Genomic DNA, 26697 nt, shown 5'->3' with positions numbered 1-26697 from the left:
GTGTACTGCCGTCAGCGTAAGTCGGGACTCCGAGTAGGCAAACCCCCCGTTTCATCAGTCCTCGGAGCCTCGCACCGCTGAAACCGGCAAAATCGCTGGCCAGCAGCCGGACCGTGCCCCTCGCCTTGATCTTGGAACGGACCAACTTCTCTCACATTAGAGTCGCCCAGGATCACAAAAAAGTTGGCAACCGGTCGACACACTGGTGCAAAAGCGGGCGTGAAACCCCATTAACAGCAGGTCCTAAAGCCCAGCGGCGATCCACGAGACCAGGTACCGGGTCAGCGGTGCGTAATATCTGGGCCGCACATTGTCATCAAGCGGCACAGCCGCCGCGATTTTTCCCTCGGCCTCCCCCACGAAGAGGGCCGGATCGTTACTGTCCGCGAAGCCCACCGTGACAATTCCGGCCTCGCCCGCCGCCCCCGCCCAGCCGTGGTCGGCGATCACGAAGTCCGGCCGCTCCTCCTCCAGGATGGCCCGCATCGGCGCCGGGTCGTGGGTGTGCACCAGCGCGCCGCCGTCCTCCAGCAGGGCCACGTCCTCGACGTACCGGATCCGGCGCCGCCGCCCGTAGGAGTTCGGCAGGTACGCCCAGCCCTCGGCGGGGGTGATCACGGTGGCCCCGCGCTCCCGGAGGAACCGGCCCAGCGCCAGATGGATCACCATGATCCCGGTCGGGTGCCCGGTGGCGAGCAGGAACCTGCTCCCCGGCCGCCGCAACGCGTCGGCGATCCGGTCCCCCATGGCCTCCAGGGCGGCCACCGTGCGCTCCGGGTCGATGGTGTCCTGGCCGCTGCGGTGCTCAGGATCGGCCACTACCCCGGCCGACTTGGCCATCAGGGCCAGCACGTCCCGGTAGGTCCAGGCCCCTTCGAAGGTCAGCCCGAACTGGTAGTGCGGGTCGCGCAGCGCGAACGAACGATAGTGGTCGAGGTTGTTCTCCCGCGGGGTGGCCACCTCCCCGGCGACCTTGGTCTGAACGAGCTGTTCGATCAAATCCTCGCGCGTGGGCGTCATGGCATCGGGTCCAGTCCGTGGCAGGGGAAGACCGCGTTCCGGGTGGCCATGATCGCGCGGTCAACGGGGTCGGCGGGGTCGTACCCCTCGGAGAAGTCGCGGTAGTCCGGGACGCGGCCGTCGGTCATCACCAACGGGGGGAGCTCCCCGGTCCGTCGCCGCGCGTACTCCCGCCACGCCTCGGGGGTCGGGGTGGCCGGGTCCACCGGCACCCCGGCGGCCTCGGCGATCAGGTGGGTCCAGGCCCGCGGCACCACCTGGACCAGCTCGTAGCCGCCGCCCCCGGTGGCCACCCACCTGCCTCCTGCGGTCTCGTGCGCCAACCGGTGCACGGCCTGGTAGGCGGCACGCTGGCCGTCCAGGCTGAGCGTCAGGTTGGCCAGCGGGTCCAGCGCGTGGCTGTCGCAGCCGTGCTGGCTGACCAGGATCTCGGGCTGGAACTCGCGCAGCAGCGGCGGCACCACGGCGTGGAAGGCGCGCAGCCAGCCCCGGTCGCCGCACCCGGCGGGCAGCGCCACGTTCACGGCGGTCCCGTCGGCACCGGTCTCCTCGGGGCGGCCGGTGCCGGGGAAGAGCGTGCGGGGGGACTCGTGCAGGCTGATGGTGAGCACCCGGGTGTCGTCGTAGAACGCCGTCTGCACCCCGTCGCCGTGGTGCACGTCCACGTCCACGTACGCGATCCGGGTGGCGCCCTGGGCGAGCAGCCAGGCGATGGCCACCGCGGGGTCGTTGTAGACGCAGAAGCCCCAGGCGGTGGCGGGCATCGCGTGGTGCAGACCGCCGGCCACGTTCAGCGCGTGCTGGGCCTCGCCCGACCAGACCGCCCTGGCGGCGGTCAGACTGGCCCCGGCGATCAGCGCGGCGGCCTCGTGCACGCCGGGAAAGGCCGGGTTGTCGGCGGTGCCCAGGCCGTAGGCGAGGTCGGGACGGCCGGTCTTGGAGACCTGCTTCACGGCCTCCAGATAGTCCCGTTGGTGAACCAGGGCCAGCTCGTCGTCGGTGGCGGGCGAGCAGCCGGTCAGCTCCACCGCGTCCAGCACGCCCAGCTCGCGGGCCAGGCGCATGGTCAGCTCCACCCGGACCGGCGCCAGCGGATGGCTGGGCCCAAAGTTGTACGACGTCAGCGCGTCGTCCCAGACCACCCGCACCGCGTCGCTCATGCCCACGAAATTACCGTACGGCCCTATTCCGCACGTAACGCAACCACCGGGTCCAGCCGCCCCGCGCGGCGGGCCGGAGCCACCCCGAAGAACACCCCGACCCCCGCCGACACCCCGAAGGCGAGCGCCACCGACCAGAGCGTGATCGAGGCCGGGACCGGGGAGAGCGCCTGGATCAGCAGCGAGCCGCCCACCCCGAGCAGGATGCCCAGCACCCCGCCGATGGTGGTGAGCAGCACCGCCTCGATCAGGAACTGGCCGAGGATGTCCCGCTGCCGCGCGCCCAGCGCCTTGCGCAGGCCGATCTCCTTGGTCCGCTCCCGCACGCTGACCAGCATGATGTTGGACACCCCGACCCCGCCGACCAGCAGCGAGATCCCGGCGATGGCGGCCAGCACGCCGGTCAGCATGCCGAGCACGCTGCCGATGGTGCCGAGCAGCTGGGTCTGGGTGACCGCCGAGAACTTCTCCCCCGGGTACCGCTGCACCAGCGCGTCCACCACCCGCTCCCGCAGCGGCTCGATCTCGTCGGGCCCGGAGGCGCCGATCCCGATGCCGTTGATCCGGGCCACCCCGATCAGCCGCTGCGCGGTGGTCACCGGGACGTGCACCTCCTGGTCCCTGGCCACCCCGAAGGTGGCGCCGACCGTCTCGTACACGCCGATCACCCGGAACCGCACGCCGGAGATGGTGGCCTGACGGCCGATCGGGTCCACGTCGCCGTACAGGCGGGCGGCCACCTCCGAGCCGAGGATGACCACCCGGCGGCGGGTGTCCACGTCGGTCTCGCTCAGGTACCTGCCCCGGCGCAGCGGGCGGTCGAAGACGTTGGGCACGTACTGGTCGGTGCCGACCACGGTGACGAACGCCTCCTGGCGGCCGACCCGGATGGTCTCGCCGGACTGCACCGAGACGGTGACCCTGGTCGGGTCGCCGACCACCCGCCGGATGTAGGCCACGTCGCCCAGGTCCAGGCGGCTCTGGGTGGGCGCGGCGGCGAAGTTCAGCTGGCCGGGCACCACCAGGATGATGTTGCTGCCCAGGCCGGCGATCTCCCGTTCGATGGCGTCCTTGGCGCCGGTGCCGATGGCCACCAGGATCACCACGGCGGAGACGCCGATGATCACGCCCAGCATGGTGAGGGCGCTGCGCAGCCGGTTGACCCGGAGCGCCTCCAGCGCCATGCGCATGGCTTCTGCGGTTCTCACGCGAGCGTCACCGAGCCCCCGGTGTCGTGCTCGATCCGGCCGTCCCTGACGTGGATCTGGCGGTGCGCCTGTTCGGCCACCTCCCGCTCGTGGGTGACCAGCAGCACGGCCACCCCGTTCTCCCCGTTCAGCCGCCGCAGCAGGTTCATCACCTCGGCGCCGTTGCGCGAGTCCAGGTTGCCGGTGGGCTCGTCGGCCAGCACCACCTGGGGGTCGCCGACCAGGGCGCGGGCGATGGCCACCCGCTGCTGCTCGCCGCCGGACATCTGGGAGGGGCGGTGGTCCAGCCGGTGTTCCAGACCGACCGCCTCCAGCGCGGCCCTGGCCCTGTTCCGCCGCTCGCCGCGCGGCACGCCCCGGTAGACCAGCGGCAGCGCCACGTTGTCCAGCGCGGTGGTCCTGGCCAGCAGGTGGAAGGACTGGAAGACGAAGCCGATGGTGCGGTTGCGCAGGTCGGCCAACTGGCCGTCGTCCAGGGTGGCCACGTCCACGCCGCCCACCCGCAGGATGCCGGAGGTGGGCCGGTCCAGGCAGCCGAGCAGGTGCATCAGGGTGGACTTGCCGCTCCCTGAGGGGCCGATGATGGCGGCGAACTCCCCGGCGCCGATCGTCAGGTCCACGCCGCGGAGCGCGTCCACCGAGACCCCCTCCAACTGGTAGGAGCGGGTCAGCCCGATCGCCTCGAAGGCGGTCACGCCAGTTCCTGGCCGTCGCGTACGGTGTCGGCGCCGCGCACCACGATCCGGTCGCCCACGCTCAGGCCGGAGAGGACCTCGACCATGGTGTCGCCCTGGGCCCCGAGCTTCACGGTACGGCGTTGCGCGCGGCCCTCGTTGTCCACCCAGACCACGTTCTCCCGGCCGCTGGTGACGATGGCCGATGTGGGCACCGCGACCACATCCACGGCCTCCCGTACGGTGAGGCGGATGACGGCGCTCATGCCCGGTTTGGGGGCGGGCGCCTCGGTGCCGTCGTCGTATCTGCCCGGGCCGAGGGTGAGCCGGACCGGGTAGCTGACGCCGCCGGTGGCGCCCTCCTTGGGGGTGACGCCGATCCCGGTCACCTCGGCCGCGTAGCTGCCGCCGGGGACCGCGTCGAACTCGACCACCGCCGAGGTGCCGTCCTTGACCAGGAGCACGTCGGTCTCGTCCACGTCGGCGGCCAGGGTGAGCTCGGAGATGTCGGTGACGGTGAGGAGGGTGTCCCCGGCGGCCACCGGCACGCCCACCGCGATCGCGCCGCTGGACCGGCCGGTGCTCGCGGGGGCGCTCAATCCCGCGCTCAGCCCCGCCGGCAGCAGCGCGCCCAGGTTCGGCTGGCCGCCGGAGCTGCCGCCGCCGAGGGTGACCACGCCGTCGAAGGGGGCCTTGATGGTGAGCGCCTTCACCGTGGACCTGGCGGCTTTGACCGCCGCCTTGGTCTGTGTGCGGGAGGCGGCCTGGAGGGAGCTCATCGAGGCGGTGAGGCCGCCGAGTCCCGCGCCGAGCTGGCCGGAGACCTGCTGTACGGAGGTGTTGAGGCCGTTCACGATCTCGCTGAGCGCGCGTTGCTGGGCCTTGTGCTGGGCTTGCGCCGCGTCCAGGGCGGTCAGCAGGTGTTCCCGTACCGTCCTGTCCTCGATCTTGCGGGCCGCCTTCCTGGCCTTGGCGAAGCAGTGGCGCACCTCGGCGTCGAGTGCGGCGGGGAGCCGCAGGCGCGGCAGCCGTACCGAGGCGGGGGCGGTGGCCGGTCTGGCGCTGGCCTGGCGGTCGGCCTCGCGGGCCTGGTCGAGCTGGTCCTTGGCGGCCGGTGAGTCGATCCTGGCCAGCAGCTGGCCCTTCTCCACGGTGTCGCCGTCGCTCACGTAGAGCTTGTCGACCGTGCCGGCGGCGGGCGAGGTGAGCGCCGCGGTGGCCCGGGCGCCGACCGTGCCCGGCGCCTCCACCACCTCGCTCACCGAGGCCCGGCCGACCTGGGCCAGCTGCACCTTCGGCGGCTCGTCCCCGGTGCAGCCGGTGAGCAGGAAGGTGAGGACGAGAAGCGGGGGAATTCCGCGACGGATCGCCACCTGACCCATCGTAATGTGGCTATTACTCGCCCTTTTGAATGGCTTGAAGGTTCCGCACGGCGGGCGTCCCGACCAGGACGGCGATGCCGAGCAACCCCGCCCCGAACCCGAACAGCACCACCGTCTCCGCCCCCACCCGCGCGGCCACCACCGGGGCCAGCGCCTGCCCGATCGGGATGCTCAGCACCGACCCCGCCACCTCGTACGCGGTGACCCGGTTGAGCACCTCCCCCGGCACCTGGGTCTGCACGCTGGTCGCCCACATCACCGACCAGAACGCCCAGGCCGCGCCCGCCAGCGTCATCCCGGTCAGCAGCCAGGGCAGCGGCAGCCGGAGCGCGATCACCAGCGGCATGCCCATGAATCCGATCATGGCCACCGCCCCGGCGAGGAGCGGGCGGGCGGGCCGGTAGCGCATGGCCACCAGGCCGCCCAGCACGCTGCCGACGCCCTCCGCGCTCACCCCCGCGACGTACGCGGCCTCGCCCAGGCTGCCGGTGACCAGCTCGGCGCCGAGCGGCCAGATCGGGCCGAAGAGCAACACGCCGTAAACGACCCAGACCAGGATCACCGCCCACATCCAGGTCCTGGCCCGGAACTCCCGCCAGCCCTCGCGCAGGTCCCTGATCAGCTGGGAGCCGACGACCGCGGCCAGGCGCACCCGCAGGGCGAGCAGGCAGGCCGCGCTGACCGCGAAGGTGCCGGCGTTCACCGCGTACACCAGGCCGGGGCCCCCGGCCAGCACCACGGCCCCGGCGAGAGCCGGGCCGAGCAGGCGGGCGACGGCGTCGGCCACCCGGAGCACCGCGTTGGCCCGCTGCGGGTCCGCCGCCAGCTGCGGGATCATGCTGTTCACGCCGGGCTGAAAGAGCGCCGCCCCGACCCCGCTGAGCAGGGACATGACCGCGATCAGCCAGAGCGCGGGGGTGCCGGTGAGGAAGGCCACGGCCACCACCAGATGGGTGACCACCCGGAGCAGGTCCGCCCCGATCATCATCTTCCTGGCGGTGAACCAGTCGGCGAACACCCCGCCGAAGAGCACCAGACCCCCGAAGGCGCCCATCCAGCAGGCCAGCACCAGGCCGACCCCCACCGAGCCGTAGAGCCTGAGCACCCCGAGGGTGACCGCGACCGGCAGCATGGCGTCGCCCATCAGCGCCACCGCCCGCCCGACGAAGTAGAGCGAGAAGTCCCGCGTCCACAGCCCCGGCGTGACTTGTACGGCTTGCGCCACTTTGCCCCCCAATACGTCCAGGAGGGCAAAGCTTATCTGGAAAGTTTGTTAACCATTAAATGGTTTTTCGCCAGGTGACCAGGGGTCCATCAGGCGATTTTCACCCGGCGGCCAGCTGCCGGCTCCGGTCCCTGGCCGCCTCGATCGCGTCCAGGAACGCCGCCCGCACCCGGTGCCGCTCCAGCTCGGCGATGGCGGAGATGGTGGTGCCCCCGGGCGAGGTGACCGCCTCCCGCAGGATCACCGGATGCTCGCCTGAGTCGCGGAGCATGATCGCCGCCCCAACGATGGACTGGGTGACCATGTCCAGCGCGGCGGCCCGCGGCATGCCCAGCAGGATGCCCGCGTCCACCATCGCCTCCACCAGGTAGAAGAAGTAGGCCGGGCCGCTGCCGGAGAGCGCGGTCGCCGCGTCCTGCTGGGACTCCGGGATGCGCAGCACCTTGCCCACCGGCGCGAGCAGCGCCTCGGCCCGGCGCATGTGCTCCTCGGCGGCGTGCGCCCCCGCCGAGATCACGCTCATCGCCTCGTCCACCAGCACCGGCGTGTTGGACATCACCCGGACCACCGGCGTCGCCTCGCCCAGCCGGGCCTCCACGAACGCGGTGGTGATGCCCGCGGCCACCGAGATGACCAGGCGGCCGGGGGGCAGGTGGGGGGCGATCTCGGTCAGCAGCGCGCCCATGTCCTGGGGCTTGACCGCCAGGATGAGCGTGTCGGCGGTGGCCGCCGCCTCGGCGTTGCCGCACACGTGCACGCCGTACCGGTCGGTCAGGTCCTTGGCGCGGTCCTCACGGCGCGCGGTGACCATGATCTCGCTGGGCCTGCGCCCCGCCCTGACCAGGCCGGAGAGCAGGGCCTCGCCCATCTTGCCGGTACCGAGAATCGCGATCATGACGTGTCACACCTCGTTGTTCTGGGGATCGCCCGCAGCCTACCGATCTAGGGGGTGCGGCGGCGCAAGGTGGCCGCGCCGAGGCCCAGGGCGAGGAGGATGGAGCCCCCGACGACCAGTACGTCCCGCCAGAAGTCGCCGCTCAGGTCGTCGCTGACCACGGCCAGCTTCATGCCCTCGATCGCGTACGACATGGGCAGCACGTTGGAGATCCACTCCAGCACGGTGGCCATCTGGTCGCGGGGGACCAGGATGCCGCCGAGCAACAGCTGCGGGATCATCACCACCGGCATGAACTGCACGGCCTGGAACTCGGTCCGGGCGAACGCGCTGCACAGCAGCCCGAGCGCGGTGCCAAGCAGGGCGTTGAGCAGCGCCACCAGCACCAGCGGCCAGAGCGGTCCGGTCAGCTCCAGGCCCAGCCAGGTGAGCGAGACGGCCAGCGCCAGCGAGACCTGGAGGACGGCCATGAAGCCGAACGCCAGACCGTACCCGATCAGGAGGTCGAGCTGGCGGAGCGGGGAGGCCATCAGCCGCTCCAGAGTGCCGGAGGTGCGCTCCCGGAGCGTGCTGATCGAGGTGACCAGGAACATCACCAGGAACGGGAAGACACACAACAGGATGGGCGCCCAGGCGGTGAACGAGCGCTCGTCGTCGATCACGAAGTAGAGCAGCGTGATGACCAGGGTGGGGACCAGGCTCATGAGCGCGACCGTGCGGCGGTCGTTGCGGAGCTGGGTCATGATCCGGCGCGCGGTGGCCAGGGTGATCGTGGCGTTCACGCGGCCTGCCTCTCCTCGATGAGGCGCAGGAACGCCTCCTCCATGTCCAGGGTCCTGGTCCGCTCGCGCAGCGCACGGGGGGTGTCGTCGGCCAGGATCTCGCCCTCCCGCAGGATGAGCAGCCGCTGGCAGCGGGCCGCCTCGTCCATCACGTGGCTGGTGACCAGCACGGTGGTGCCGCGCTCGGCCAGGCCTTGGAACAGCTCCCAGAGCTCCTTGCGGAGCACCGGGTCCAGGCCGACCGTGGGCTCGTCGAGCAGCAGCAGCTCAGGGCTGCCGAGCAGAGAGACCGCCAGGCTGGCCCGGCTGAGCTGGCCGCCGGAGAGCGTGCCGCCCAGCTGCCGCTGGTAGGGGGTGAGGCCGACCTCTTCCAGCACCCGGTCCACGTCGTCCTTGGGCGCGCCGAGTACGGCGGCGAAGTAGCGCAGGTTCTCGCGCACCGACAGGTCGCGGTAGATGGCGGGGTTCTGGGTGGAGTAGCCGATAGTGCGGCGGAGCGCCGGGCTGCCCGCGGGCTGGCCGAGCACGGTGACCTCGCCGCCCGCCACGACCTGGACGCCCACGATCGATCGGATCAGGGTGGTCTTGCCGCAGCCGCTGGGGCCGAGCAGGCCGGTGATCTGGCCTCTGGGCACCTCGAACGTCAACCCGTGGAGCACCTCGCGGCGGCCTCGGGTCACCCGGAGGTCCCGTACCGAGACCGCCGGGCCGGTTGAATTCATCATGCGTTGAATTTAAGCCCGGGTCATACCGGAGTCAATGGGTATATGAACCTCGCTCGGGGGCCGGCCGTCATAAGGTCATGAGAAGGATCTGGCTAATCGCGCTACTGCTGTCGACGGTGGTGGCCTGCGGAGAGGGGCGAGCCGTGGACAGCGCCGCCAACCCCGACCAGCCGGTCAGCGTTCCGGCGAGTTCGGGCGTGCCCAGCGCCGGGCCCTCGATGGCCGTCCCCGTCGGGAACACGATCAATCCGCGTAAGGTGCCCTGGACCAGCGCCACCCCCGTGGCCGAGGGTCTGAAGATCACCTGGACCTCCGGGGTCGAGCCCTGCTACTCCCTCGACCGGGTCGAGGTGACCGAGACCGCCTCCACCGTGACGGTGACCCTCTGGGAGGGCACCACCGACGAGGAGGCCGTCTGCATCGAAATCGCCATCGAGAAGGCGACCATCGTCAAGCTCGCCAAGCCCCTGAACGGGCGCGAAGTCGTGGACGGTGCCAAGTGAGAAAACTCGCCGCCGCCCTGAGTGCGGCTCTGGTCCTGCTGCTCGGCACGGCTCCCGCCCAGGCCGCCGCCGGCCCGGTCAAACCCACCCCGGGAACCGTCAACCAGCACAAGGTGCAGTGGATCTCCGCGAAGCCGTACAAGCAGAAGTCGCTGAAAGTGACCTGGTGGGGCGGGCCACAGGAGTGCCGCCCGCTGGCGCGGGTCAAGGTGACGGAGACCAAGAAGAAGGTCACCGTCACCTTGTACGAGGGCTCCATCAAGGACAACGGGATGTGCATCATGATCGCGGTCAAGAAGAGCACGATCATCAAGCTCAAGGCCCCCCTGGGCAAGCGGAAAGTAGTCGACGGCGCCCGTTAACCACCGGTACCGCCGTGTATGTCAGCCCGGGAACTTTTCGCGCGGGTTGAGGGTTGAGCCAACTAGACTCAAGACGGTTGACAGGGTCGCGTTTGACAAGCGGGATGACCCACCTCCAGTATTGAGTCGGACCGACTCAACTTTGACTACAAGGACGTACTCATGGCACGTGCGGTAGGTATCGACCTGGGGACGACCAACTCCGTCGTCTCGATCCTTGAGGGCGGTGAGCCCACCGTCATCGCGAACGCGCAAGGCTCGCGGACCACGCCGTCCGTGGTCGCGTTCGCCAAGAACGGCGAGGTCCTGGTTGGCGAGGTCGCCAAGCGCCAGGCCGTGACCAACGTGGACCGGACCATCCGATCGGTCAAGCGCGAGATCGGCACCGACTGGTCGGTCGAGATCGACGGCAAGAAGTTCACCCCGCAGCAGATCAGCGCCTTCGTGCTGCAGAAGCTGAAGCAGGACGCCGAAGCCTACCTGGGCGAGAAGATCACCGACGCCGTGATCACCGTCCCGGCCTACTTCAACGACGCGCAGCGCCAGGCGACCAAGGAGGCCGGCACCATCGCGGGCCTCAACGTCCTGCGCATCATCAACGAGCCCACCTCCGCGGCCCTGGCGTACGGGCTGGACAAGGACAAGGACCAGACCATCCTGGTCTTCGACCTCGGCGGCGGCACCTTCGACGTCTCCCTGCTGGACGTCGGCCAGGAGGACGGTCACGGCTTCGTCGAGGTCAAGGCCACCAGCGGTGACAACCACCTGGGCGGCGACGACTGGGACCAGCGCGTGGTGGACGAGCTGGTGACCCGCTTCAAGAACGCGCACGGCGTGGACCTGTCCAAGGACAAGATGGCCCTCCAGCGCCTCCGCGAGGCGGCCGAGAAGGCCAAGATCGAGCTGTCCAGCCAGACCGAGACCTCGATCAACCTCCCCTACATCACCGCCTCCGCCGAGGGCCCCCTGCACCTGGAGGAGAAGCTCACCCGGGCCGAGTTCCAGCGCATCACCGCGGACCTGCTCGAGCGCTGCAAGGGCCCGTTCCACCAGGTCATCAAGGACGCCGGGGTCAAGGTCTCGGACATCGCCCACGTGGTCCTGGTCGGCGGCTCCACCCGTATGCCGGCCGTCAGCGACCTGGTCAAGGAGCTGACCGGCGGCAAGGAGCCGAACAAGGGCGTCAACCCGGACGAGGTCGTCGCGATCGGCGCCGCGCTCCAGGCCGGCGTGCTCAAGGGTGAGGTCAAGGACGTCCTGCTGCTCGACGTGACCCCGCTGTCGCTGGGCATCGAGACCAAGGGCGGCATCTTCACCAAGATCATCGAGCGGAACACCACGATCCCCACCAAGCGCTCCGAGGTGTTCACCACCGCCGAGGACAACCAGCCCTCCGTGCAGATCCAGGTCTACCAGGGCGAGCGCGAGATCGCGGCGTACAACAAGAAGCTGGCCACCTTCGAGCTGACCGGCATCGCCCCCGCGCCGCGCGGCATCCCGCAGATCGAGGTCACCTTCGACATCGACGCCAACGGCATCGTCAACGTCGGCGCCAAGGACCTTGGCACCGGCAAGGAGCAGACGATGACCATCACCGGCGGCTCCGCCCTGGCCAAGGAGGACATCGAGCGCATGATGCGCGAGGCGGAGTCCTACGCCGAGGACGACAAGCAGCGCCGGGAGGACGCCGAGGTCCGCAACAACGCCGACTCGCTGGCCTACCAGACCGACAAGTTCCTCCGGGAGAACGACGACAAGGTCCCCGGCGACATCAAGACCGAGGTCAACGACGCGCTGGCGGAGCTGAAGAAGACCCTGGAGGGCACCGACACCCCCGCCATCCGGGCCGCCGCCGAAAAGCTGGCCACGGTCAGCCAGAAGATGGGCTCGGCGATCTACGCGCAGTCCCAGGCCGCGGGCGCCGATGGCGCCAACCCCGGCCCCGGGGCCGACGCCTCCGGCCAGGCCAAGGCCGACGACGACGTGGTCGAGGCCGAGATCGTCGACGACGAGCCGAAGCGGGAGGGCGGCGCCAAGTGACCGCGCGCGAGAACGGTTCCGAGCAGGAGCCGGTGATCCGCGACAACCGCAAGATCGACCCGGAGACCCTGGAGGCGCGGGAGCCCGCGCCTGCCGAGTCGGCAGAGTCGCCAGAAGCCGCCGAGACCCCCGCTCCCACGGGTGGCCTCGGTGGCGCCCTAGACGGAGTGGCTGCGGAGATGCTCGCGGAACGCACGGCCGACCTGCAACGGCTGCAGGCCGAATACAGCAACTACCGCAAGCGGGTGGAGCGGGACAGGACCCTCGTCCGGGAACACGCCGTGGCCGGGGTCCTGACCGAGCTGCTCCCGGTGCTGGACGACATCGGCCGGGCCCGCGACCACGGCGAGCTCACCGGCGGTTTCGCCAAGGTGAGCGAGTCGCTGGAGGCGGCGGTCGGCAAGCTCGGCCTGGCCACCTTCGGCGTCAAGGGCGACCCGTTCGACCCGACGGTGCACGAGGCGCTGATGCACAGCTACTCCACCGAGGTGACCGAGCCGACCTGCGTCGAGATCCTCCAACCCGGGTACCGGATCGGCGAGCGCATCCTGCGTCCCGCGCGGGTGGCGGTGGCCGAGCCGGAGGAGGGCGAGAGCACCGGCACGCCCGCCACGGAGAGCGGCGGGGACATCCTCGCCGAGGATTCCGACGAAGACTGATCTTCCCCGGGAACCCCCCTCCCGGTTATACGGGAGGGGACCCGACCATATATGCGCAGCAGACGCGGAGGAAGCGGTAGATGAGCACCAAGGACTACCTGGAGAAGGACTACTACGCCGTCCTTGGTGTGCCCAAGACCGCGAGCGCTGACGAGATCAAGAAGGCGTACCGGAAGCTCGCCCGGAAGTACCACCCGGACGCGAACAAGGGCAACACCGAGACCGAGGAGAAGTTCAAAGAGGTCTCGGAGGCGTACGACGTGCTCTCCGACACCAAACGGCGGAAGGAGTACGACGAGGCCCGCACGCTCTTCGGCTCCGGGCTGGGCAACTTCGGCCGCGCGCCCGGCGGCTCGCGCGGCGGTTTCGACTTCGGCGACCTGTTCGGGGGCACCGCCGGCCACACCGGCGCGGGGGACCGGATCAACGACCTGTTCGGCGGCCTGTTCAACCGGGGCGGCAGCCAGCGGCCGAGTTCGGCCGGGCGGGCCCGGCGCGGTCAGGACATCGAGTCCGAGGTGACGCTCTCCTTCGCCGAGGCGGTGGACGGCGCGACCGTCTCCCTCCGCCTCACCAGCTCGGCGGCCTGCGCGGCCTGCGCCGGCACCGGGGCCAAGGCCGGCACCACCCCGCGCGTCTGCCCGACCTGTGAGGGCACCGGGGCGGCCAGCCGGAACCTGGGCAACTTCGCCTTCTCCGAGCCCTGCCGGGACTGCCGGGGGCGCGGCCTGCTGGTCGACGACCCGTGCCCGGTCTGCGACGGCAGCGGCCGGGGCAAGAGCACCCGGAACATCCAGGCCAGGGTCCCGGCCGGGGTGAGCGACGGACAGCGTGTCAAACTCAAGGGCAAGGGGGCGCCCGGCGAGAACGGGGGGCCCGCCGGCGACCTCTACGTGGTGGTGCACGTGCAGCCGCACCCGGTGTTCGGCCGCAGCGGGGAGAACCTGACGGTGGCCGTGCCCGTCACCTTCCCGGAGGCCGCGCTGGGCGCCGAGATCAAGGTGCCCACGCTGCGCGGCATGCCGGTCACGCTCCGCATTCCGGAGGGCACTCCGAACGGCCGTACCTTCCGGGTCCGCGGCCGGGGGGCGGCCCGCAAGGACGGCACCAAGGGCGACCTGCTGGTCTCCATCCAGGTGACGGTGCCGGAGCGGTTGGACGACAAGGCGCGCGCGGCGCTGGAGCAGTTCCGCGACGCGACCGAGGGAGTGGACCTGCGAGAGGAACTGATCAAGCAGGCCAGAAGCGAGTAGCCGATGGACGCCAATTTCTTCGACCTGTCCGACGAAACACCCGTCTACGTCATCTCGGTGGCGGCCCAGCTTTCCGGACTGCACCCGCAGACCCTCCGCCAGTACGACCGCCTCGGCCTGGTCAGCCCGGGGCGCACCGCCGGCCGCGGCCGGCTCTACTCGACCAGGGACATCATCCTGCTGCGCGAGGTGCAACGCCTCTCCCAGGAGGAGGGCATCAACCTGGCCGGCATCAAGCGCATCCTCGAACTCGAGACAGAGAACCTCCGCCAGCGCGACGAACTGGCCCGCCTCCGCGGCGAACTCACCATGATCAGGGCCCTCATCCAATACCAACTTCCCCCCGGCTAATTCCCCCAGTCATATGTAGGAATTGCCCGGCCGCTGCCGGTGTCTGGACTGAACGCAGGGAGCGCAGCGACCGGAGAGAGGGAAGACACCGGCTGCGGAGCGGCCGGGCCGCCGAACGAAGTGAGGCAATGTTATGGACTACAAGCTCACCCAGAAGAGCCAGGAGGCTCTGGCGGGGGCCATGCGGCGAGCTGCGGCCGAGGGTAACCCTGAGATTTCGCCCGCGCACCTGTTGACCACGTTGCTCGCGCAGACGGGGGGCACGGCCGTCCCGCTGCTGGAAGCCGTTGGCGCCGATTGGAAGGCGTTAAGGACTCAGGCCGAGCAGATGCTGGCGGGCCTGCCCAAGGCGCAGGGGGCGACGGTCGCGGCGCCCGCGACGTCCCGCCAGTTGCTCACCGTGTTGAACACGGCCGCGCAGCGCGCCAAGCAACTTGAGGACGACTACGTTTCCACCGAGCATCTGCTGGTCGGGCTGGCCACCGACGGCGGGCCGGTCGCCGAGTTGCTCAAGGCGCAGGGGGCGACCCCGAACGCGCTGCTGGACGCCTTCGAGAAGGTGCGCGGCCACACCCGGGTGACCAGCGAGACCCCGGAGGACACCTACCGGGCGCTGGAGAAGTACGGCGTCGACCTGACCGAGCGCGCCAGGAACGGCAAGCTGGACCCGGTGATCGGCCGGGACGGCGAGATCCGCCGGGTGATCCAGGTGCTCAGCCGCCGTACCAAGAACAACCCGGTGCTGATCGGCGAGCCGGGCGTCGGCAAGACCGCCGTGGTGGAGGGCCTGGCCCAGCGCATGGTCGCCGGTGACGTGCCGGAGAGCCTGCGCAACAAGCGGCTGGTCTCGCTGGACCTGGGCGCCATGGTGGCCGGCGCCAAGTACCGCGGCGAGTTCGAGGAGCGCCTGAAGGCCGTCCTGAACGAGATCAAGGAGAGCGACGGCCAGATCGTCACCTTCATCGACGAGCTGCACACCATGGTCGGCGCCGGGGCCGCCGAGGGCGCCATGGACGCCGGCAACATGCTCAAGCCCATGCTGGCCCGCGGCGAGCTGCGCATGATCGGCGCCACCACGCTGGACGAGTACCGCGAGCGCATCGAGAAGGACCCCGCGCTGGAGCGCCGCTTCCAGCAGGTCTACGTGGGCGAGCCGAGCGCCGAGGACACCATCGCCATCCTGCGCGGCCTGAAGGGCCGGTACGAGGCCCACCACCAGGTGCAGATCGCCGACGGCGCGCTGGTCGCCGCGGCCACCCTGTCCGACCGGTACATCACCGCGAGGTTCCTGCCGGACAAGGCCATCGACCTGGTGGACGAGGCGGCCAGCCGGCTCCGGATGGAGATCGACTCCCGCCCGGTCGAGATCGACGCGCTGCAGCGTGTGGTGGACCGGATGAAGATGGAGGAGCTGGCGCTGGCCAAGGAGACCGACGAGGCCAGCCTGCAGCGCCTGGAGAAGCTCCGCGAGGAGCTGGCCAACCGCCAGGAGGACCTGAACGCCCTGGTCGGCCGGTGGGAGCAGGAGAAGGCGGGCCTGAACCGGGTCGGCGACCTGAAGAAGCAGCTGGACGACACCCGCAGCCAGGCCGAGCGGGCCCAGCGGGACGGCAAGTTCGAAGAGGCCGCCCGGCTCATGTACGGCGAGGTGCCCCGGCTGGAGAAGGAGCTGGCCGCCGCCACCCAGGCCGCCCAGCGGGAGCAGACCATGGTCAAGGAGGAGGTCGGCCCCGACGACATCGCCGAGGTCATCTCGGCCTGGACCGGCATCCCCGCCGGCCGGCTGCTGGAGGGCGAGACCGCCAAGCTGCTCCGCATGGAGGAGGAGCTGGGCAAGCGCCTGATCGGCCAGAAGGCCGCCGTGCAGGCGGTGTCGGACGCGGTGCGCCGGGCCAGGGCAGGCGTCTCCGACCCGGACCGCCCGACCGGCTCGTTCCTGTTCCTCGGCCCCACCGGCGTCGGCAAGACCGAGCTGGCCAAGGCGCTGGCCGACTTCCTGTTCGACGACGAGCGGGCGATGACCCGCATCGACATGAGCGAGTACGGCGAGAAGCACAGCGTGGCCCGGCTGGTCGGGGCGCCCCCCGGCTACATCGGCTACGAGGAGGGCGGCCAGCTCACCGAGGCGGTGCGCCGCCGGCCGTACACGGTGGTGCTGCTGGACGAGGTGGAGAAGGCGCACCCGGAGGTCTTCGACGTGCTGCTTCAGGTGCTGGACGACGGCCGCCTCACCGACGGCCAGGGGCGCACGGTCGACTTCCGCAACACCATCCTGATCCTGACCTCCAACATCGGCTCGCAGTTCCTGGTGGACCCGAAGCTGGAGAACGGGGCCAAGCGGGAGGCGGTGATGGCCGCGGTGCGGTCGGCGTTCAAGCCGGAGTTCCTCAACCGGCTGGACGACGTGATCCTGTTCGACGCGCTCGGCTCGGAGGAGCTCTCCCAGATCGTCGACCTCCAGGTGGAGCACCTGGCCCGGCGGCTGGCGGCGCGCCGGCTGACCCTCACCGTCACCCCGGCCGCCCGCGACTGGCTCTCGCTGACCGGCTACGACCCGCTGTACGGCGCCCGCCCGCTCCGCCGCCTGGTGCAGTCGGCCATCGGCGACCAGCTGGCCAAGGAGCTGCTGGCCGGGGAGATCAGGGACGGCGACGAGATCCTGGTGGAACTGGACGCCGGGAGCGACTCGCTGATCATCCGCCCGGCGGTCCGAGCCGCCGAAACCCGGTAGGGAGCTGGGTAAGGAGTTCCCCACTGTTCCGGCAAGCGCACACCTCCCCCTGGTCTCGCTGCTACGTTCGGCCATCGTCGGACTACTGTAAGCGACCAGGGGGACGTGTATGTCACGCAATATTCGCCGGGGCTGCGCCGCGCTGGCGGCGCTCACCGTGCTCAGCTGGGGCCAGCCGGCGTGGGCGGACCACACCTGCTCGACCGTGAAGTCGTCGGCGATCGACACGGCCAACCGGACCGCCCGGGAGCTGACCGCCACCGCGGACGTGGCGGCGGGGGCCACCGGGCGGACCGCGATGGCCTCGGCGATGACCACGGCGGGGCGGACCGGGGTGCTGTCCGGCATCCCGTGCGCGACGCTGGACACCCTGACCATGCCGGGCCCTGGCCGCGCCAGCGCGCTGCTGAGCGTCGCGGACGCGGCGGGCGCCGCCGCCACCTCCGGCCTGCCGGGCCTGCCGCAGGTGATCCCTGCCGTGCACCGGGTGCCCGGCCTGACCGATGTGAACAGGGTGGCCGCGCTGCCCGAACTGCCGGGCGTGCGCACCCTGCCGGGCCTGCCGAGGGTGCCGCTGGCGCGCGGGCTCGCGGCCTGGGGGTCGGGCGGACCGGCCGCGGGGCTGCCCCCCGTGCTCGGCCTGCCGAAGGCGGTGTCGAAGTCCGTGTCGAAGGTCGCGCAGCAGCCGGCCGGGGTGCGGCTGGGCCGGACGGTCGCGCTGCCGCCCAGGACGCCCGCGCTGCCCAGGAAGGCCGGACTGCCGGACAGCAGGGCGACCGCGGGTCTCACCGACCTGGCGCAGCACCTGCTCGGCACCCGGCTGATTCCCTGACGGGTCCGCAGCACACGATCAAGGGGCCGCCGATGGGCGGCCCCTTGATCGTTTTTAGCGGGAGAGGTCGAGCAGCGCGTCCAGGTCGTCCTCCGGGAGGCCGAGGTCCACCCGGATCCGGTACCTGGTGCGCAGCAACGCCTCACGGAGCAGACCGGGCGGGCAGGAGTCCACCCCCCGCGTCGCCCACTCGTGCGCGCCGTTCAGGTCCCCGTAGGCGGCCAGCGTCTCGGCCACCGTGAGCGCGGTCGCCGGGCTCCAGCCACTGGCCAGGATGGTCGAGACCATGTCGCGGGCCTCGTCCGGCCTATCCAGTTCGAACAGCGTGTCGGCGATGCCCGCGCGCGGGTCCACCGGCACCTCGCCACCGTCCTCGGCCGCCTGCTTGAAACGGTCGAGCGCCGCCGCGGGCTGCCCCGACTGCCGCCACTCCTCCGCCGCAAGGATCAGGATCGCCGCCCTCGACACCTCGCCGCTTTCGTACGACTGGGCCAAATTGTCCAGCTGGCGGGCGAGGGCACCGTGGTCGTCGAGGAGGAGGGCTTGTTCGAGCAGTCGATCAAGCTGCTCCCGAGTCACATGTGCCACAGGATGAGGCTATCGAGAGCGGACCGTCTTTGGCTGGACAACCGCAGGCATTCCTCTAGTCACGATTTGCCCCGAAACGGCTACTTAGCGTGTGTCGTTCCAGGTGTCGGGCATGATGGCCCTTGCCTGAGATGCGTCGACGGTGAGGGGGCTGTAGTGGGTGGGTCCGGAAAGACGGCCTTCACGATCGTTTGCGCGGCGGCGCTCGCCACAGTGCTCCCCGGTTTCGCGGGGTACGCCTCCGCCAAATTCGAAGCGTACGACCAGAGCAAGCTGGAACTGGCCCGGCTGCGGGCGCACATCGGCGGCCTGACCGAACTGGAACAGGCGACCCGGCCGGCCGGCGCCCCGTGCAGCCGTGGCGACCCACGCAGGGTGACCGAGGTGCGCGTACGCACCGAACCGATCGTCCCCCGGCCCCGGCCCGGTTGCCTCGGATCCCGCTACAACCCCGACCCCAACTGCCGTGACAGGTAGCTCTGCACCATCTGCTTGGCCTGCTCGATGATCTCCGGAGCCCCGTTCGGATCCCGGCGGAAGGCCAGCTTCAGCACCGCGTCCCCGGCCTCCACGGCCACCAGCACGGCCAGATCCAGGCGCTCGCTGTCGGCCAGGCCGTACTCCTCCAGGAGCATGGCCCGCAGGCGGCCGGCGATCACCGTGTTGTTGTCGGAGACCGAGTCCAGCAGGTTGAGGTCGACCGCGTCGCCGAAGTGCAGCGAGCGGAAGCCGGGCACGGTCCGGTGCATCTCGACGTACTCGTCGATGATCGCGTCCACCGCGCCCCACCAGCCGTCGAAGTCCTCCAGCATGAACCTGCGTCCGACGCGGGACACGAAGAGTTCGACGTTCCGTCTGGTCAGGGCCTGGCTGATGGCGCGCTTGTCGGGGAAGAACTGGTAGACCGAGCCGATCGCCACGCCCGCCCGCTCGGCGATGCGGGTGGTCGACAGCGCCTCGTAGCCGGATTCGTCCAGCAGCGCGGCGCAGGCGTCGAGCATGCGCTCCACCCGGCGGGCGCTGCGGCGCTGGGTGGGGCGGCGGCGTAACGAGGTGGCTTCCAGATCATCGCAGTCAAGAGGCTGGCTGGACATTCTTCTATTTTGCCCACTCGGCTAGGTATCGGAGAGATCTATTCCCCTACAGTCCGCTCACAGTCCGGGAAATCGGCCGTTGCGGAACAGGTCGACGAAGAGCTGGTGGTCCTGGCGGGCGCGGGCGCCGTACCGGTGGGCGAAGTCCACCAGCATGGTCACGAAGCCCTCCCGGTCCTCCCCGATCACCGCCGCGATGGCCTCCTCGGTGGAGAAGTCGACCAGGTCGTGGCTGGACTCGTCGTCGGCCACCGAGTGCATCCGGGCCACCGCCCGGCCCAGGTCGAGCACCACCGAGGACAGGTCCTCCGGCTCGCTGACGTCGCTCCAGTCCAGGTCCGCCGAGTACGGGGACACCTCGGCCACCAGCTGCCCGACTCCGTTGAGCACGGTGTACCCGAGCCAGGGATCGGCGTACGCCTGCAGCGCCCGCTGCGACTCGGCGGTCCGGTGGCCCTGGTGCCGGAAGTACCGGTGCACCTTCTCGTCGGTGATGTACCGGGCCACCGCCGGCACCTGCGCCTGCTTCATGTACAGGATGACGTCGTTCTCCAGCGCCTGGGTGTGCCCCTCCAGCAGCAGGTTGTAGGAGGGCAGCCCGGCGGAACCGATGCCGATGCCCTTGCGCAGCGCGACGTCCTTGATCACGTGTTCCACCGGGTTGAGCGGCCCCGGCAGGGTGCCCAGGTACTCCTGGAACGCCTCCACCACGGTGGCCCGGGTGATCGCGTCCACCGGCAGGCGGCTTTCGGTGAGGGTGAACCGCCGCTCGAAGTTGTCGATCGTGGTCTCCTGGTCCAGCATCGCCACCCGGGTGTTGAGCCGGGCGGTCTGCAACACGGTGTGCAGCACGCCGGTGGTGGTGTCCAGGGTGAGCGAGCCGATCGCGTCGTCCCCGCCGTGCGCGATGCCGGTCAGCTCGGCCAGGTAGGAGTGCGCGAAGTCGGCCACCAGCCGGGTGATCACCTCGTCGGAGAGGGCCTTGGCGTAACCGATCAGCGCCACGCTGGCCGCGAAGCGCTTCAGGTCCCAGGTGTAGGGCCCGACGTACGCCTCGTCGAAGTCGTTGACGTTGAAGACCAGCACGCCGGAGGCGTTCATGTACGTGCCGAAGTTCTCCGCGTGCAGGTCGCCGTGGATCCAGACCCGCCGGGTGAGATCGTCCAGGTAGGCGTCGTCGGCCAGGTCACCGGACAGGTCGGCGTAGAACAGGCAGGCGCTCCCCCGGTAGAAGGCGAACGGGGTGGCCGCCATCTTCCGGAACTTCCGCCGGAAGGCGGCCGGTTCCCGGGCGATGGAATCACCGAACTCGGCCATCAGAACGTCAAGGATGTACCCGGACCGCTGCGTCATGAGGGGACCGTAGTCCGGCGCCGCGCTCGGACACCATGTCGGAACAGTTAAAAAGAGGAGACGACCTGAGTGACCCCTGGGACTTAATGGACTTATGACGGTTTGGCGGTCAGGCCGGTGCAGCCGCGCAGCGCCCGCCAGTTGGCTACGGCCTGCTGGCCCGCCGCCCCGGTGACCGGGATGGGCACCCCGCCGTTGATCCGGGCCGGGGTCCACTGGTCCTTCAGCACCCGGCGCCCGTTGATCGTGAGGGTGAGCACCCCCGTCTGCCCGGTCTCCGGGCCCCAGTTGTAGAAGACGAAGTTGCCCATGCCGTAGTTGACGTAGCCGCGGCCCAGGTAGCCGCTGCCGAGCAGGATGTGCGCGTGGCCGCCGACCACCACGTCGGCGCCGGCCTCGATCAGCTTGGGGGCCAGCGAGCGCTGCGCCTCGTTGGGGCACTTCTGGAGCTCGGTGCCCCAGTGCAGGTGCACGATGACGGTGTCGGAGTTCTTGCGGGCCTGCCGTACCGCCCGGAGCAGGCGGTCCTCCTCCTTGGCGGAGGCCAGGCCGCCCTTGCTGCCGGTGGCGGTCCAGGCGCTGATGAACTCGGCGTCCAGCACCTGGGTGGCGCCGATGATGGCCACCCGGTTGCCGTTCACGGTGGCCCGGAACGGCCGGTACGCCTCCGTCGCGTTCCGCCCGATGCCGACGATCGGGAACTTGCTCTTCCTGATCGCGGCCAGCGAGTCGCTCAGCCCGCTCTCCATGTAGTCCATGCCGTGGTTGTTGGCCATCGAGGCCACGTCCACCCCGGCCGCCTTGAGCGCGGTGAACGCACTCGCCGGGGCCCGGAAGGTGTACTGCTTGCCCGGCGCCGGGGTGCCCCCCGTGGTGATCGCCGTCTCCAGGTTCACCATGGCCAGATCGGCCTTGCTCAGCACCTTGGCGATAGGCCCGAGCGCGGTCCGCGGATTGGCGTCCAGCCTGCTCCGCAGCACCCCTTCGAAGTGCACGTCCCCACCGAAGGCGATCGTGTACGGCCGGCGCTCCGGCTTGGGACTCGGCGTCTCGGACACGACCGGGGAGTCGTCCGCCACGGGCTCCTTGACGTCCTCTCCTTTCGCGGCCGAGCAACCAAGGGCCAGCAGGGAGAGGAGGGCGATCGGCACAACACTGCGCTGCAACAACGGGGTATTCACGGGCTTGAGCATGCCATCCCCGGCCCGCCTCTGGGCAGACTGGACTGCGGAGAACCCCTGAGACTTCAGGTTTACGACCAGAAAGACCCGCGCCCCAGCCCGGGCGCGGGCCTTGCCTCACCGCGGCCGGCCAGCGGCCCTCAGACCTCGAATTCCCCGGCTTTCACTCCGTTGATGAAAGCCGCCCATTCGGACACAGCAAAGATCAGAACCGCCCCGTCGCGATCCTTGCTGTCCCTGATCCCTACGTGAGCCGCGTCCAGTCGCGCGAATTCCACGCAGTTCCCGTTGATGCTGTAGCGACTCTTGCGCCAGTCGGCCTCGGACAGGTCGATCTTCAGCACTCCCCACCCCTTTACCTCGAAGGCGATATCAGGATGAAGGCGCGTGAGCAATTACTCAAGAACATAAATTAGTGCAATCCAGCCATATTGCCCGATTGCCGACACACCACTACAACCGTGCGCTGCCGATCCGGCGGAAACGTGACGTCGCGGGCGATTGCCATGAATATCCCCAGGTAGCGGTCGTGCGGGGGCACCCTGCGAGCCGTGGAATGATGGGCCAGTCCGACGGCTCATGATCTTGCGTGCCGCCGGCCGGAGGACCGGCTCGGTTTGTGAGAGAGGCGGGCCGGCCCCGATGGGTGGTTCCTGGACGGCTCCGGTGTTCCAGCACTGGGGCCGTCTTTACTGCTAAAGATCGAACTCGGCGTCCTTCACACCCTTGACGAAGGCCACCCACTCGCGGGGCGTGAAGACCAGGGCGTGGCCGTCCCGGTCCTTGCTGTCCCGGACCCCCACATTTCCGTTCTGCAGGCGAGCGACCTCGACGCAGTTGCCGTTCGCGCTGAAGGAGCTCTTCTTCCAGGCGACGCCGTCGGTGTTCATATCGAGCTATCCATCCCGCGTGCTGGAGACGCCTATGTCTGCCAGTACGCCATCGTGTCCCGAATGAGAAGCCGCGATCTGGGCTCGTCGAGAGCCACCTCCGTCAGGTGCTCGAAGGCTCGCTCGTAGTAGAAGACGTCTTCCGCGTCCTCGACGAAACGCCCGCCTATGAGGTCTTCCAGGTAGACGGTGTCAGGGAAGTCACGAAAAGTGAAATGCACGAATGGTCCTGTCGGCACTGGTGACTGCGTTCGCTCGGTGATGATCCTGAGCTTCACGTTGGGGCGCTCGGAAACGGCTTCGAGGTGCTGGAGCTGCTCCAGCATGATCCTCGGGCCCCCGACGGTGCGACGCAGGGTCGCCTCGTCGATGATCGCGTGCAGGGTCACCGGCTCCGGCCCGTACAGGTGCCGCCGTTGGCGCTCCAGTCGCGCCTCGACACGGTGATGCGACCAGATTGGCGGGATCTGGTTCACCGGGTGCAGGACCTTCCCAAGGAGCGCCTTGATGTACCCCTCCGTCTGGAGAAGACCGGGAACGATGGTCGACTCCCAGTTCCGCATCACGATGGCTTCGGCTTCCAGTCCCAGATACGCCATATAGCCCTGATCAAGGGCGGCGTTGTATTTCTCCCACCAGCCTTTTTGGGTGGCATCTTTACGGAGTTTCAGCACATCCCCTAATACGACACCGCCAACCCCGTACAGGTTGGCCAGGGTGACGATGTCGTCCTCGCTGGGGAACGTCTTCGCCGTCTCGATACGACTGACCTTCGCGGCGGACCAGCCCACACGCCTAGCCGCTTCCTCACCGGTCATCTCGGTGGCTTCGCGGATACGGCGCAGTTCCTGAGCGAGGCGCCGCCGACGGGGGGCCGGAGTCTCGACATACGCCATTCCAACCACCGTCCCTTCGCACCTCGAGCGAGCTGGCCGGCCCCTACGGAGGGGCCACCCGCATCGTATGCAAATTGCACCGGCTGTTGCAGTGTATTCCGCATTTTTTCTTACGTCATGTCTTGCCGACAATTCTCTTCTGAGCGACGATCGAGACAGGAAGGTTCACTCTAGATCATTACCCCCCACCGATGATCTTGCAGCGGGGGCTGCGAACCCGGCAATGGCGCCGACCCCATCAGCTATCACCCCTCTTTGCGACGGCGCAAAGAAATAGGCCGGGTCGAAGGCTGCCACCGACGACCCGGCCTGAGAGCTCCGCTCGAAGCCACCGAAAAGGAGTCTCCTATGTCTCTCCACGGTACACACGCACTCTTGCTATGCAAGGCCCAGCTCATTCTGCTTCTGGACGGCATGGACCGGCGGCTCTGCGCCGCGCAGGACCGGTGGGCCTTCGAGCTGGAGTGGACGATCACCCGGTCGGGGTTCGGCGCCCGGCACTACCGCGACCCCCGATTCGACATCGTCCGGGAGCTGGAAGAGGTCGGCCGGATGGCCGCGCTGAGCTGATCTGGGCCGGGCCGGTCTCCGTGGGGTGGACAGAGACCGGCCCGGGAGGGGTGCCTTGGCGATCCGCGGGGGCGTCAGGGCGCCGGGGGAAGCCCCAGAGCCATATTCTGTTCTGGGGCTTCCCGCGGGGGCTTCCCCCGGGGCCTGGCCGAGCTTTAGGAGCCGCCGTGCGCACCGTCTACCGGACCTGCCCGCTCTGCGAGGCCGTCTGCGGCCTGAAACTCACCCTCGACGACGACGGCCAGGTCACCGACGTGCGTGGCGACCGCGAGGACCCGTTCAGCAGGGGCTTCATCTGCCCCAAGGGCGCCTCCCTCGGCCGCCTGGACGAGGACCCCGACCGGCTCCGCGCCCCCATGGTCCGGGACGGCGACGGGTGGCGCGAGGTCTCCTGGCCGGAGGCGTACGCGGTGGTGGAGCGTGGCCTGGGCGCGGTGCCGGGGCCGGCGCGGGCGATCTACCTGGGCAACCCGAACGCCCACACCATGGCCGGCGCCCTGTACGGCCCCGCCGTGGCCCGCGCGCTCGGCACCAGGAACGTCTTCTCCGCCAGCACCGCCGACCAGATGCCCAAGCACGTCTCGGCGGGGCTGATGTTCGGCCACCCGCTGACCATCCCGGTCCCCGACCTGGACCGCACGAGCTACCTGCTGATGCTGGGCGCCAACCCGCTGGAGTCCAACGGCTCGCTCTGCACCGCGCCGGACTTCCCCGGGCGGCTGAAGGCGCTGCGGGCGCGCGGCGGCCGGCTGGTGGTGGTCGACCCACGCCGCACCCGCACCGCCGACCTGGCCGACGAGCACGTGTTCGTCCGGCCCGGCGCCGACGCCTTCCTACTGGCCGGGATCGCGCACACGCTCTTCGCCGAGGACCTGGTCCGGGTGTCGGCGCCGGTCAACGGCCTGGACGAGGTACGCGAGGCGACCAGCGACTTCCCGGCCGAGGCCGCCGCGCGGGCCTGCGGGGTCCCGGCCGAGGTGATCACCCGGCTGGCCCGGGAGCTGGCCGCCGCCCCGGCCGCCGCCGTGTACGCCCGGCTCGGCACCTGCACGGCCGAGTTCGGCACGCTCACCCAGTGGCTGGTGGACGTGCTCAACGTGCTCACCGGCAACCTCGACCGGCCCGGCGGGGTGATGTTCCCGCGTCCGGCCACCGAGGGGCCGCCGCGGCGCAAGCCGTACCGGACCGGGCGGTGGCACAGCCGGGTGCGGGGGCTGCCGGAGGCCAACGGCGAACTGCCGGTGGCGGCGCTGGCGGAGGAGATCGAGACGCCGGGCGAGGGGCGGATCCGGGCGCTGGTCACGATCGCCGGGAACCCGGTGCTGTCGGCGCCGGGCGGCGGGCGGCTGGAGCGGGCCCTGCGGCGGCTGGAGTTCATGGTCAGCGTCGATCCGTACCTGAACGAGACGACCAGGCACGCGCACGTGATCCTGCCGCCGCCGCGCATGCTCCAGGCGGGGCACTTCGACTTCGCGCTGCTCGGCTTCGCGGTGCGCAACTACGCCCGCTACTCGCCGCCGGTGCTACCGCTGGACGGAGGGCCCGCGGAGACCGAGATCCTGGCCCGGCTGGCGATGATCGCCGCCGGGCAGGGCGCGGACGCCGACCCGGCCGCGCTGGACGAGCTGATCCTGGACCAGCTGCTCCGCGACACCCCGGGCGACCGGGCCGCGCTGACCGGGGCCACCGGCGCGGAACGCCGGCTGGACGCGATGCTCCGGCTCGGCCCGTACGGCGAGTGGAACGGCGGCACGCTCTCCCTGCGCACCCTGCTGGACCACCCGCACGGCATCGACCTGGGCCCGCTGGAGCCCCGCCTGCCGGGCAACCTGACCACCGCCTCGGGCCGGATCGAACTGGCCCCGGCCCCGATCCTGTCCGACCTGGTACGGCTCCGCGCCCGGCTGGCCGAACCGGCGCCCGAGTTCGTGCTGATCGGCCGGCGGCACCTGCGCTCCAACAACAGCTGGCTGCACAACGTGGACCCGCTGGTCGGCGGCAGCAACCGGTGCACGCTCCAGATCCACCCCGCCGACGTGGCCCGGCTAGGCCTGGCGGGCCAGGCGCGGGTGCGCTCGGCCAAGGGCGAGCTGGTCGTGCCGGTGGAGCCGACCGACACGATCATGCCCGGCGTGGTCAGCCTGCCGCACGGCTGGGGCCACCAGGACAGCACCCAGGCGGTGGCCGCCAAGCACCCCGGCGTGAACGTCAACACGCTCACCGACGAGGACGTAATCGACCCGCTCTCCGGCAACGCGGTCTTCAACGGGGTGCCGGTGATCCTGTCAACGGCGGGCGCGGAGTGATCATCCCGGATTAGGCT

General features: G+C 70.1%; 26 protein-coding genes and 1 pseudogene. 11 read left to right on the top strand and 16 right to left on the bottom strand.

Annotated elements, in window-relative coordinates; all coding sequences use genetic code 11:
* Positions 1-243: 243 nt before the first annotated feature.
* The 9 genes from KIP79_RS04415 to KIP79_RS04375 all read right to left on the bottom strand — a co-directional run bounded on the left by KIP79_RS04415 (position 244) and on the right by KIP79_RS04375 (position 9071).
* On the bottom strand, positions 244-1020 hold the full coding sequence (locus KIP79_RS04415; RefSeq protein WP_214103344.1) for a phosphatase: 777 nt from the start codon (positions 1018-1020) through the stop codon (positions 244-246).
* Entirely contained in the window at positions 1017-2180 is a 1164-nt protein-coding gene (locus KIP79_RS04410) for an acetoin utilization protein AcuC (RefSeq protein ID WP_214103343.1), read from the bottom strand. Before KIP79_RS04410 ends, KIP79_RS04415 begins: the two co-directional genes overlap by 4 nt.
* Positions 2181-2203: 23 nt before the next feature.
* Positions 2204-3388 carry an ABC transporter permease gene (locus KIP79_RS04405; RefSeq protein ID WP_214103342.1) on the bottom strand — a complete coding sequence of 395 codons (1185 nt, stop codon included), beginning with the start codon at positions 3386-3388 and terminating at the stop codon, positions 2204-2206.
* Positions 3385-4083, bottom strand: coding sequence for an ABC transporter ATP-binding protein (locus tag KIP79_RS04400; RefSeq protein ID WP_308169556.1), 699 nt, complete (start codon positions 4081-4083; stop codon positions 3385-3387). The genes KIP79_RS04405 and KIP79_RS04400 overlap by 4 nt, the downstream gene beginning before the upstream one ends.
* Positions 4080-5435, bottom strand: a complete 1356-nt coding sequence (locus KIP79_RS04395) for an efflux RND transporter periplasmic adaptor subunit (RefSeq protein ID WP_214103341.1) — start codon at positions 5433-5435, stop codon at positions 4080-4082. Before KIP79_RS04395 ends, KIP79_RS04400 begins: the two co-directional genes overlap by 4 nt.
* Positions 5436-5457: 22 nt before the next feature.
* A complete protein-coding gene (locus KIP79_RS04390) occupies positions 5458-6669 on the bottom strand; it encodes an MFS transporter (RefSeq protein ID WP_214103340.1) in 1212 nt (403 codons plus the stop codon).
* A 100-nt stretch (positions 6670-6769) separates the two neighbouring features.
* Positions 6770-7564, bottom strand: coding sequence for a pyrroline-5-carboxylate reductase (proC, locus tag KIP79_RS04385; protein WP_214103339.1), 795 nt, complete (start codon positions 7562-7564; stop codon positions 6770-6772).
* A gap of 47 nt (positions 7565-7611) precedes the next feature.
* Entirely contained in the window at positions 7612-8346 is a 735-nt protein-coding gene (locus tag KIP79_RS04380; RefSeq protein WP_214103338.1) for an ABC transporter permease, read from the bottom strand.
* Positions 8343-9071 (bottom strand): ABC transporter ATP-binding protein, encoded by a 729-nt coding sequence (locus KIP79_RS04375; protein WP_250212644.1) that lies wholly within the window; start codon positions 9069-9071, stop codon positions 8343-8345. The genes KIP79_RS04380 and KIP79_RS04375 overlap by 4 nt, the downstream gene beginning before the upstream one ends.
* 77 nt (positions 9072-9148) lie before the next feature.
* On the opposite strand from KIP79_RS04375, the gene KIP79_RS04370 reads away from it, so the two are divergent.
* The 8 genes and pseudogenes from KIP79_RS04370 (at position 9149) to KIP79_RS04335 (ending at position 17802) form a co-directional block, all read left to right on the top strand.
* A complete protein-coding gene (locus KIP79_RS04370) occupies positions 9149-9574 on the top strand; it encodes a hypothetical protein (RefSeq protein ID WP_214103337.1) in 426 nt (141 codons plus the stop codon).
* On the top strand, positions 9571-9936 hold the full coding sequence (locus tag KIP79_RS04365; protein WP_214103336.1) for a hypothetical protein: 366 nt from the start codon (positions 9571-9573) through the stop codon (positions 9934-9936). The genes KIP79_RS04370 and KIP79_RS04365 overlap by 4 nt, the downstream gene beginning before the upstream one ends.
* Positions 9937-10098: 162 nt before the next feature.
* The gene (gene dnaK, locus KIP79_RS04360; protein WP_214103335.1) at positions 10099-11976 is read left to right on the top strand and encodes a molecular chaperone DnaK; all 1878 of its coding nucleotides are present in this window, start codon (positions 10099-10101) and stop codon (positions 11974-11976) included.
* The gene (grpE, locus tag KIP79_RS04355; protein WP_214103334.1) at positions 11973-12635 is read left to right on the top strand and encodes a nucleotide exchange factor GrpE; all 663 of its coding nucleotides are present in this window, start codon (positions 11973-11975) and stop codon (positions 12633-12635) included. Before dnaK ends, grpE begins: the two co-directional genes overlap by 4 nt.
* 80 nt (positions 12636-12715) lie before the next feature.
* Positions 12716-13888 carry a molecular chaperone DnaJ gene (gene dnaJ, locus KIP79_RS04350; protein WP_214103333.1) on the top strand — a complete coding sequence of 391 codons (1173 nt, stop codon included), beginning with the start codon at positions 12716-12718 and terminating at the stop codon, positions 13886-13888.
* 3 nt (positions 13889-13891) lie between these two features.
* Positions 13892-14150 (top strand): annotated as a pseudogene (locus KIP79_RS04345) (heat shock protein transcriptional repressor HspR); the annotation flags it as partial.
* A gap of 222 nt (positions 14151-14372) precedes the next feature.
* Positions 14373-16970, top strand: a complete 2598-nt coding sequence (gene clpB, locus KIP79_RS04340; RefSeq protein ID WP_214103331.1) for an ATP-dependent chaperone ClpB — start codon at positions 14373-14375, stop codon at positions 16968-16970.
* A 109-nt stretch (positions 16971-17079) separates the two neighbouring features.
* Complete coding sequence (locus tag KIP79_RS04335) at positions 17080-17802, top strand: hypothetical protein (RefSeq protein WP_214103330.1); 723 nt, start codon at positions 17080-17082, stop codon at positions 17800-17802.
* Between the two features lie 54 nt (positions 17803-17856).
* On the opposite strand, the gene KIP79_RS04330 is transcribed toward KIP79_RS04335, so the two are convergent.
* Entirely contained in the window at positions 17857-18390 is a 534-nt protein-coding gene (locus KIP79_RS04330; protein WP_308169555.1) for a tetratricopeptide repeat protein, read from the bottom strand.
* Between the two features lie 156 nt (positions 18391-18546).
* Here KIP79_RS04330 and KIP79_RS04325 point away from each other — a divergent pair, with 156 nt between their 5' ends.
* Positions 18547-18867: a hypothetical protein gene (locus tag KIP79_RS04325; protein ID WP_214103329.1), complete on the top strand. Its 321-nt coding sequence runs from the start codon at positions 18547-18549 to the stop codon at positions 18865-18867.
* On the opposite strand, the gene KIP79_RS04320 is transcribed toward KIP79_RS04325, so the two are convergent.
* From KIP79_RS04320 to KIP79_RS04295, 6 genes are all read right to left on the bottom strand, one after another.
* Positions 18834-19484 carry a TetR/AcrR family transcriptional regulator gene (locus KIP79_RS04320; protein ID WP_250212643.1) on the bottom strand — a complete coding sequence of 217 codons (651 nt, stop codon included), beginning with the start codon at positions 19482-19484 and terminating at the stop codon, positions 18834-18836. The genes KIP79_RS04325 and KIP79_RS04320 overlap by 34 nt on opposite strands.
* A 57-nt stretch (positions 19485-19541) precedes the next feature.
* Positions 19542-20837: a DUF2252 domain-containing protein gene (locus tag KIP79_RS04315; protein ID WP_214103328.1), complete on the bottom strand. Its 1296-nt coding sequence runs from the start codon at positions 20835-20837 to the stop codon at positions 19542-19544.
* Between the two features lie 92 nt (positions 20838-20929).
* On the bottom strand, positions 20930-22030 hold the full coding sequence (locus KIP79_RS04310; RefSeq protein WP_214103327.1) for a CapA family protein: 1101 nt from the start codon (positions 22028-22030) through the stop codon (positions 20930-20932).
* A gap of 128 nt (positions 22031-22158) precedes the next feature.
* The gene (locus KIP79_RS04305) at positions 22159-22362 is read right to left on the bottom strand and encodes a DUF397 domain-containing protein (RefSeq protein WP_308169553.1); all 204 of its coding nucleotides are present in this window, start codon (positions 22360-22362) and stop codon (positions 22159-22161) included.
* A gap of 351 nt (positions 22363-22713) precedes the next feature.
* Positions 22714-22908, bottom strand: coding sequence for a DUF397 domain-containing protein (locus KIP79_RS04300; RefSeq protein ID WP_214103326.1), 195 nt, complete (start codon positions 22906-22908; stop codon positions 22714-22716).
* 32 nt (positions 22909-22940) lie between these two features.
* Positions 22941-23804, bottom strand: coding sequence for a helix-turn-helix domain-containing protein (locus KIP79_RS04295; protein ID WP_214103325.1), 864 nt, complete (start codon positions 23802-23804; stop codon positions 22941-22943).
* Positions 23805-24179: 375 nt separating this feature from the next.
* On the opposite strand from KIP79_RS04295, the gene KIP79_RS04290 reads away from it, so the two are divergent.
* Together KIP79_RS04290 and KIP79_RS04285 are read left to right on the top strand one after the other, a co-directional pair.
* Complete coding sequence (locus tag KIP79_RS04290; RefSeq protein ID WP_214103324.1) at positions 24180-24374, top strand: hypothetical protein; 195 nt, start codon at positions 24180-24182, stop codon at positions 24372-24374.
* A gap of 167 nt (positions 24375-24541) precedes the next feature.
* A complete protein-coding gene (locus KIP79_RS04285) occupies positions 24542-26680 on the top strand; it encodes a molybdopterin-dependent oxidoreductase (protein WP_214103323.1) in 2139 nt (712 codons plus the stop codon).
* The last annotated feature ends 17 nt before the right edge of the window (positions 26681-26697 follow it).

Source organism: Acrocarpospora catenulata, assembly GCF_018476525.1.
Lineage (GTDB): Bacteria > Actinomycetota > Actinomycetes > Streptosporangiales > Streptosporangiaceae > Acrocarpospora > Acrocarpospora catenulata.
This window is presented reverse-complemented; position numbering and strand designations above follow the sequence as displayed.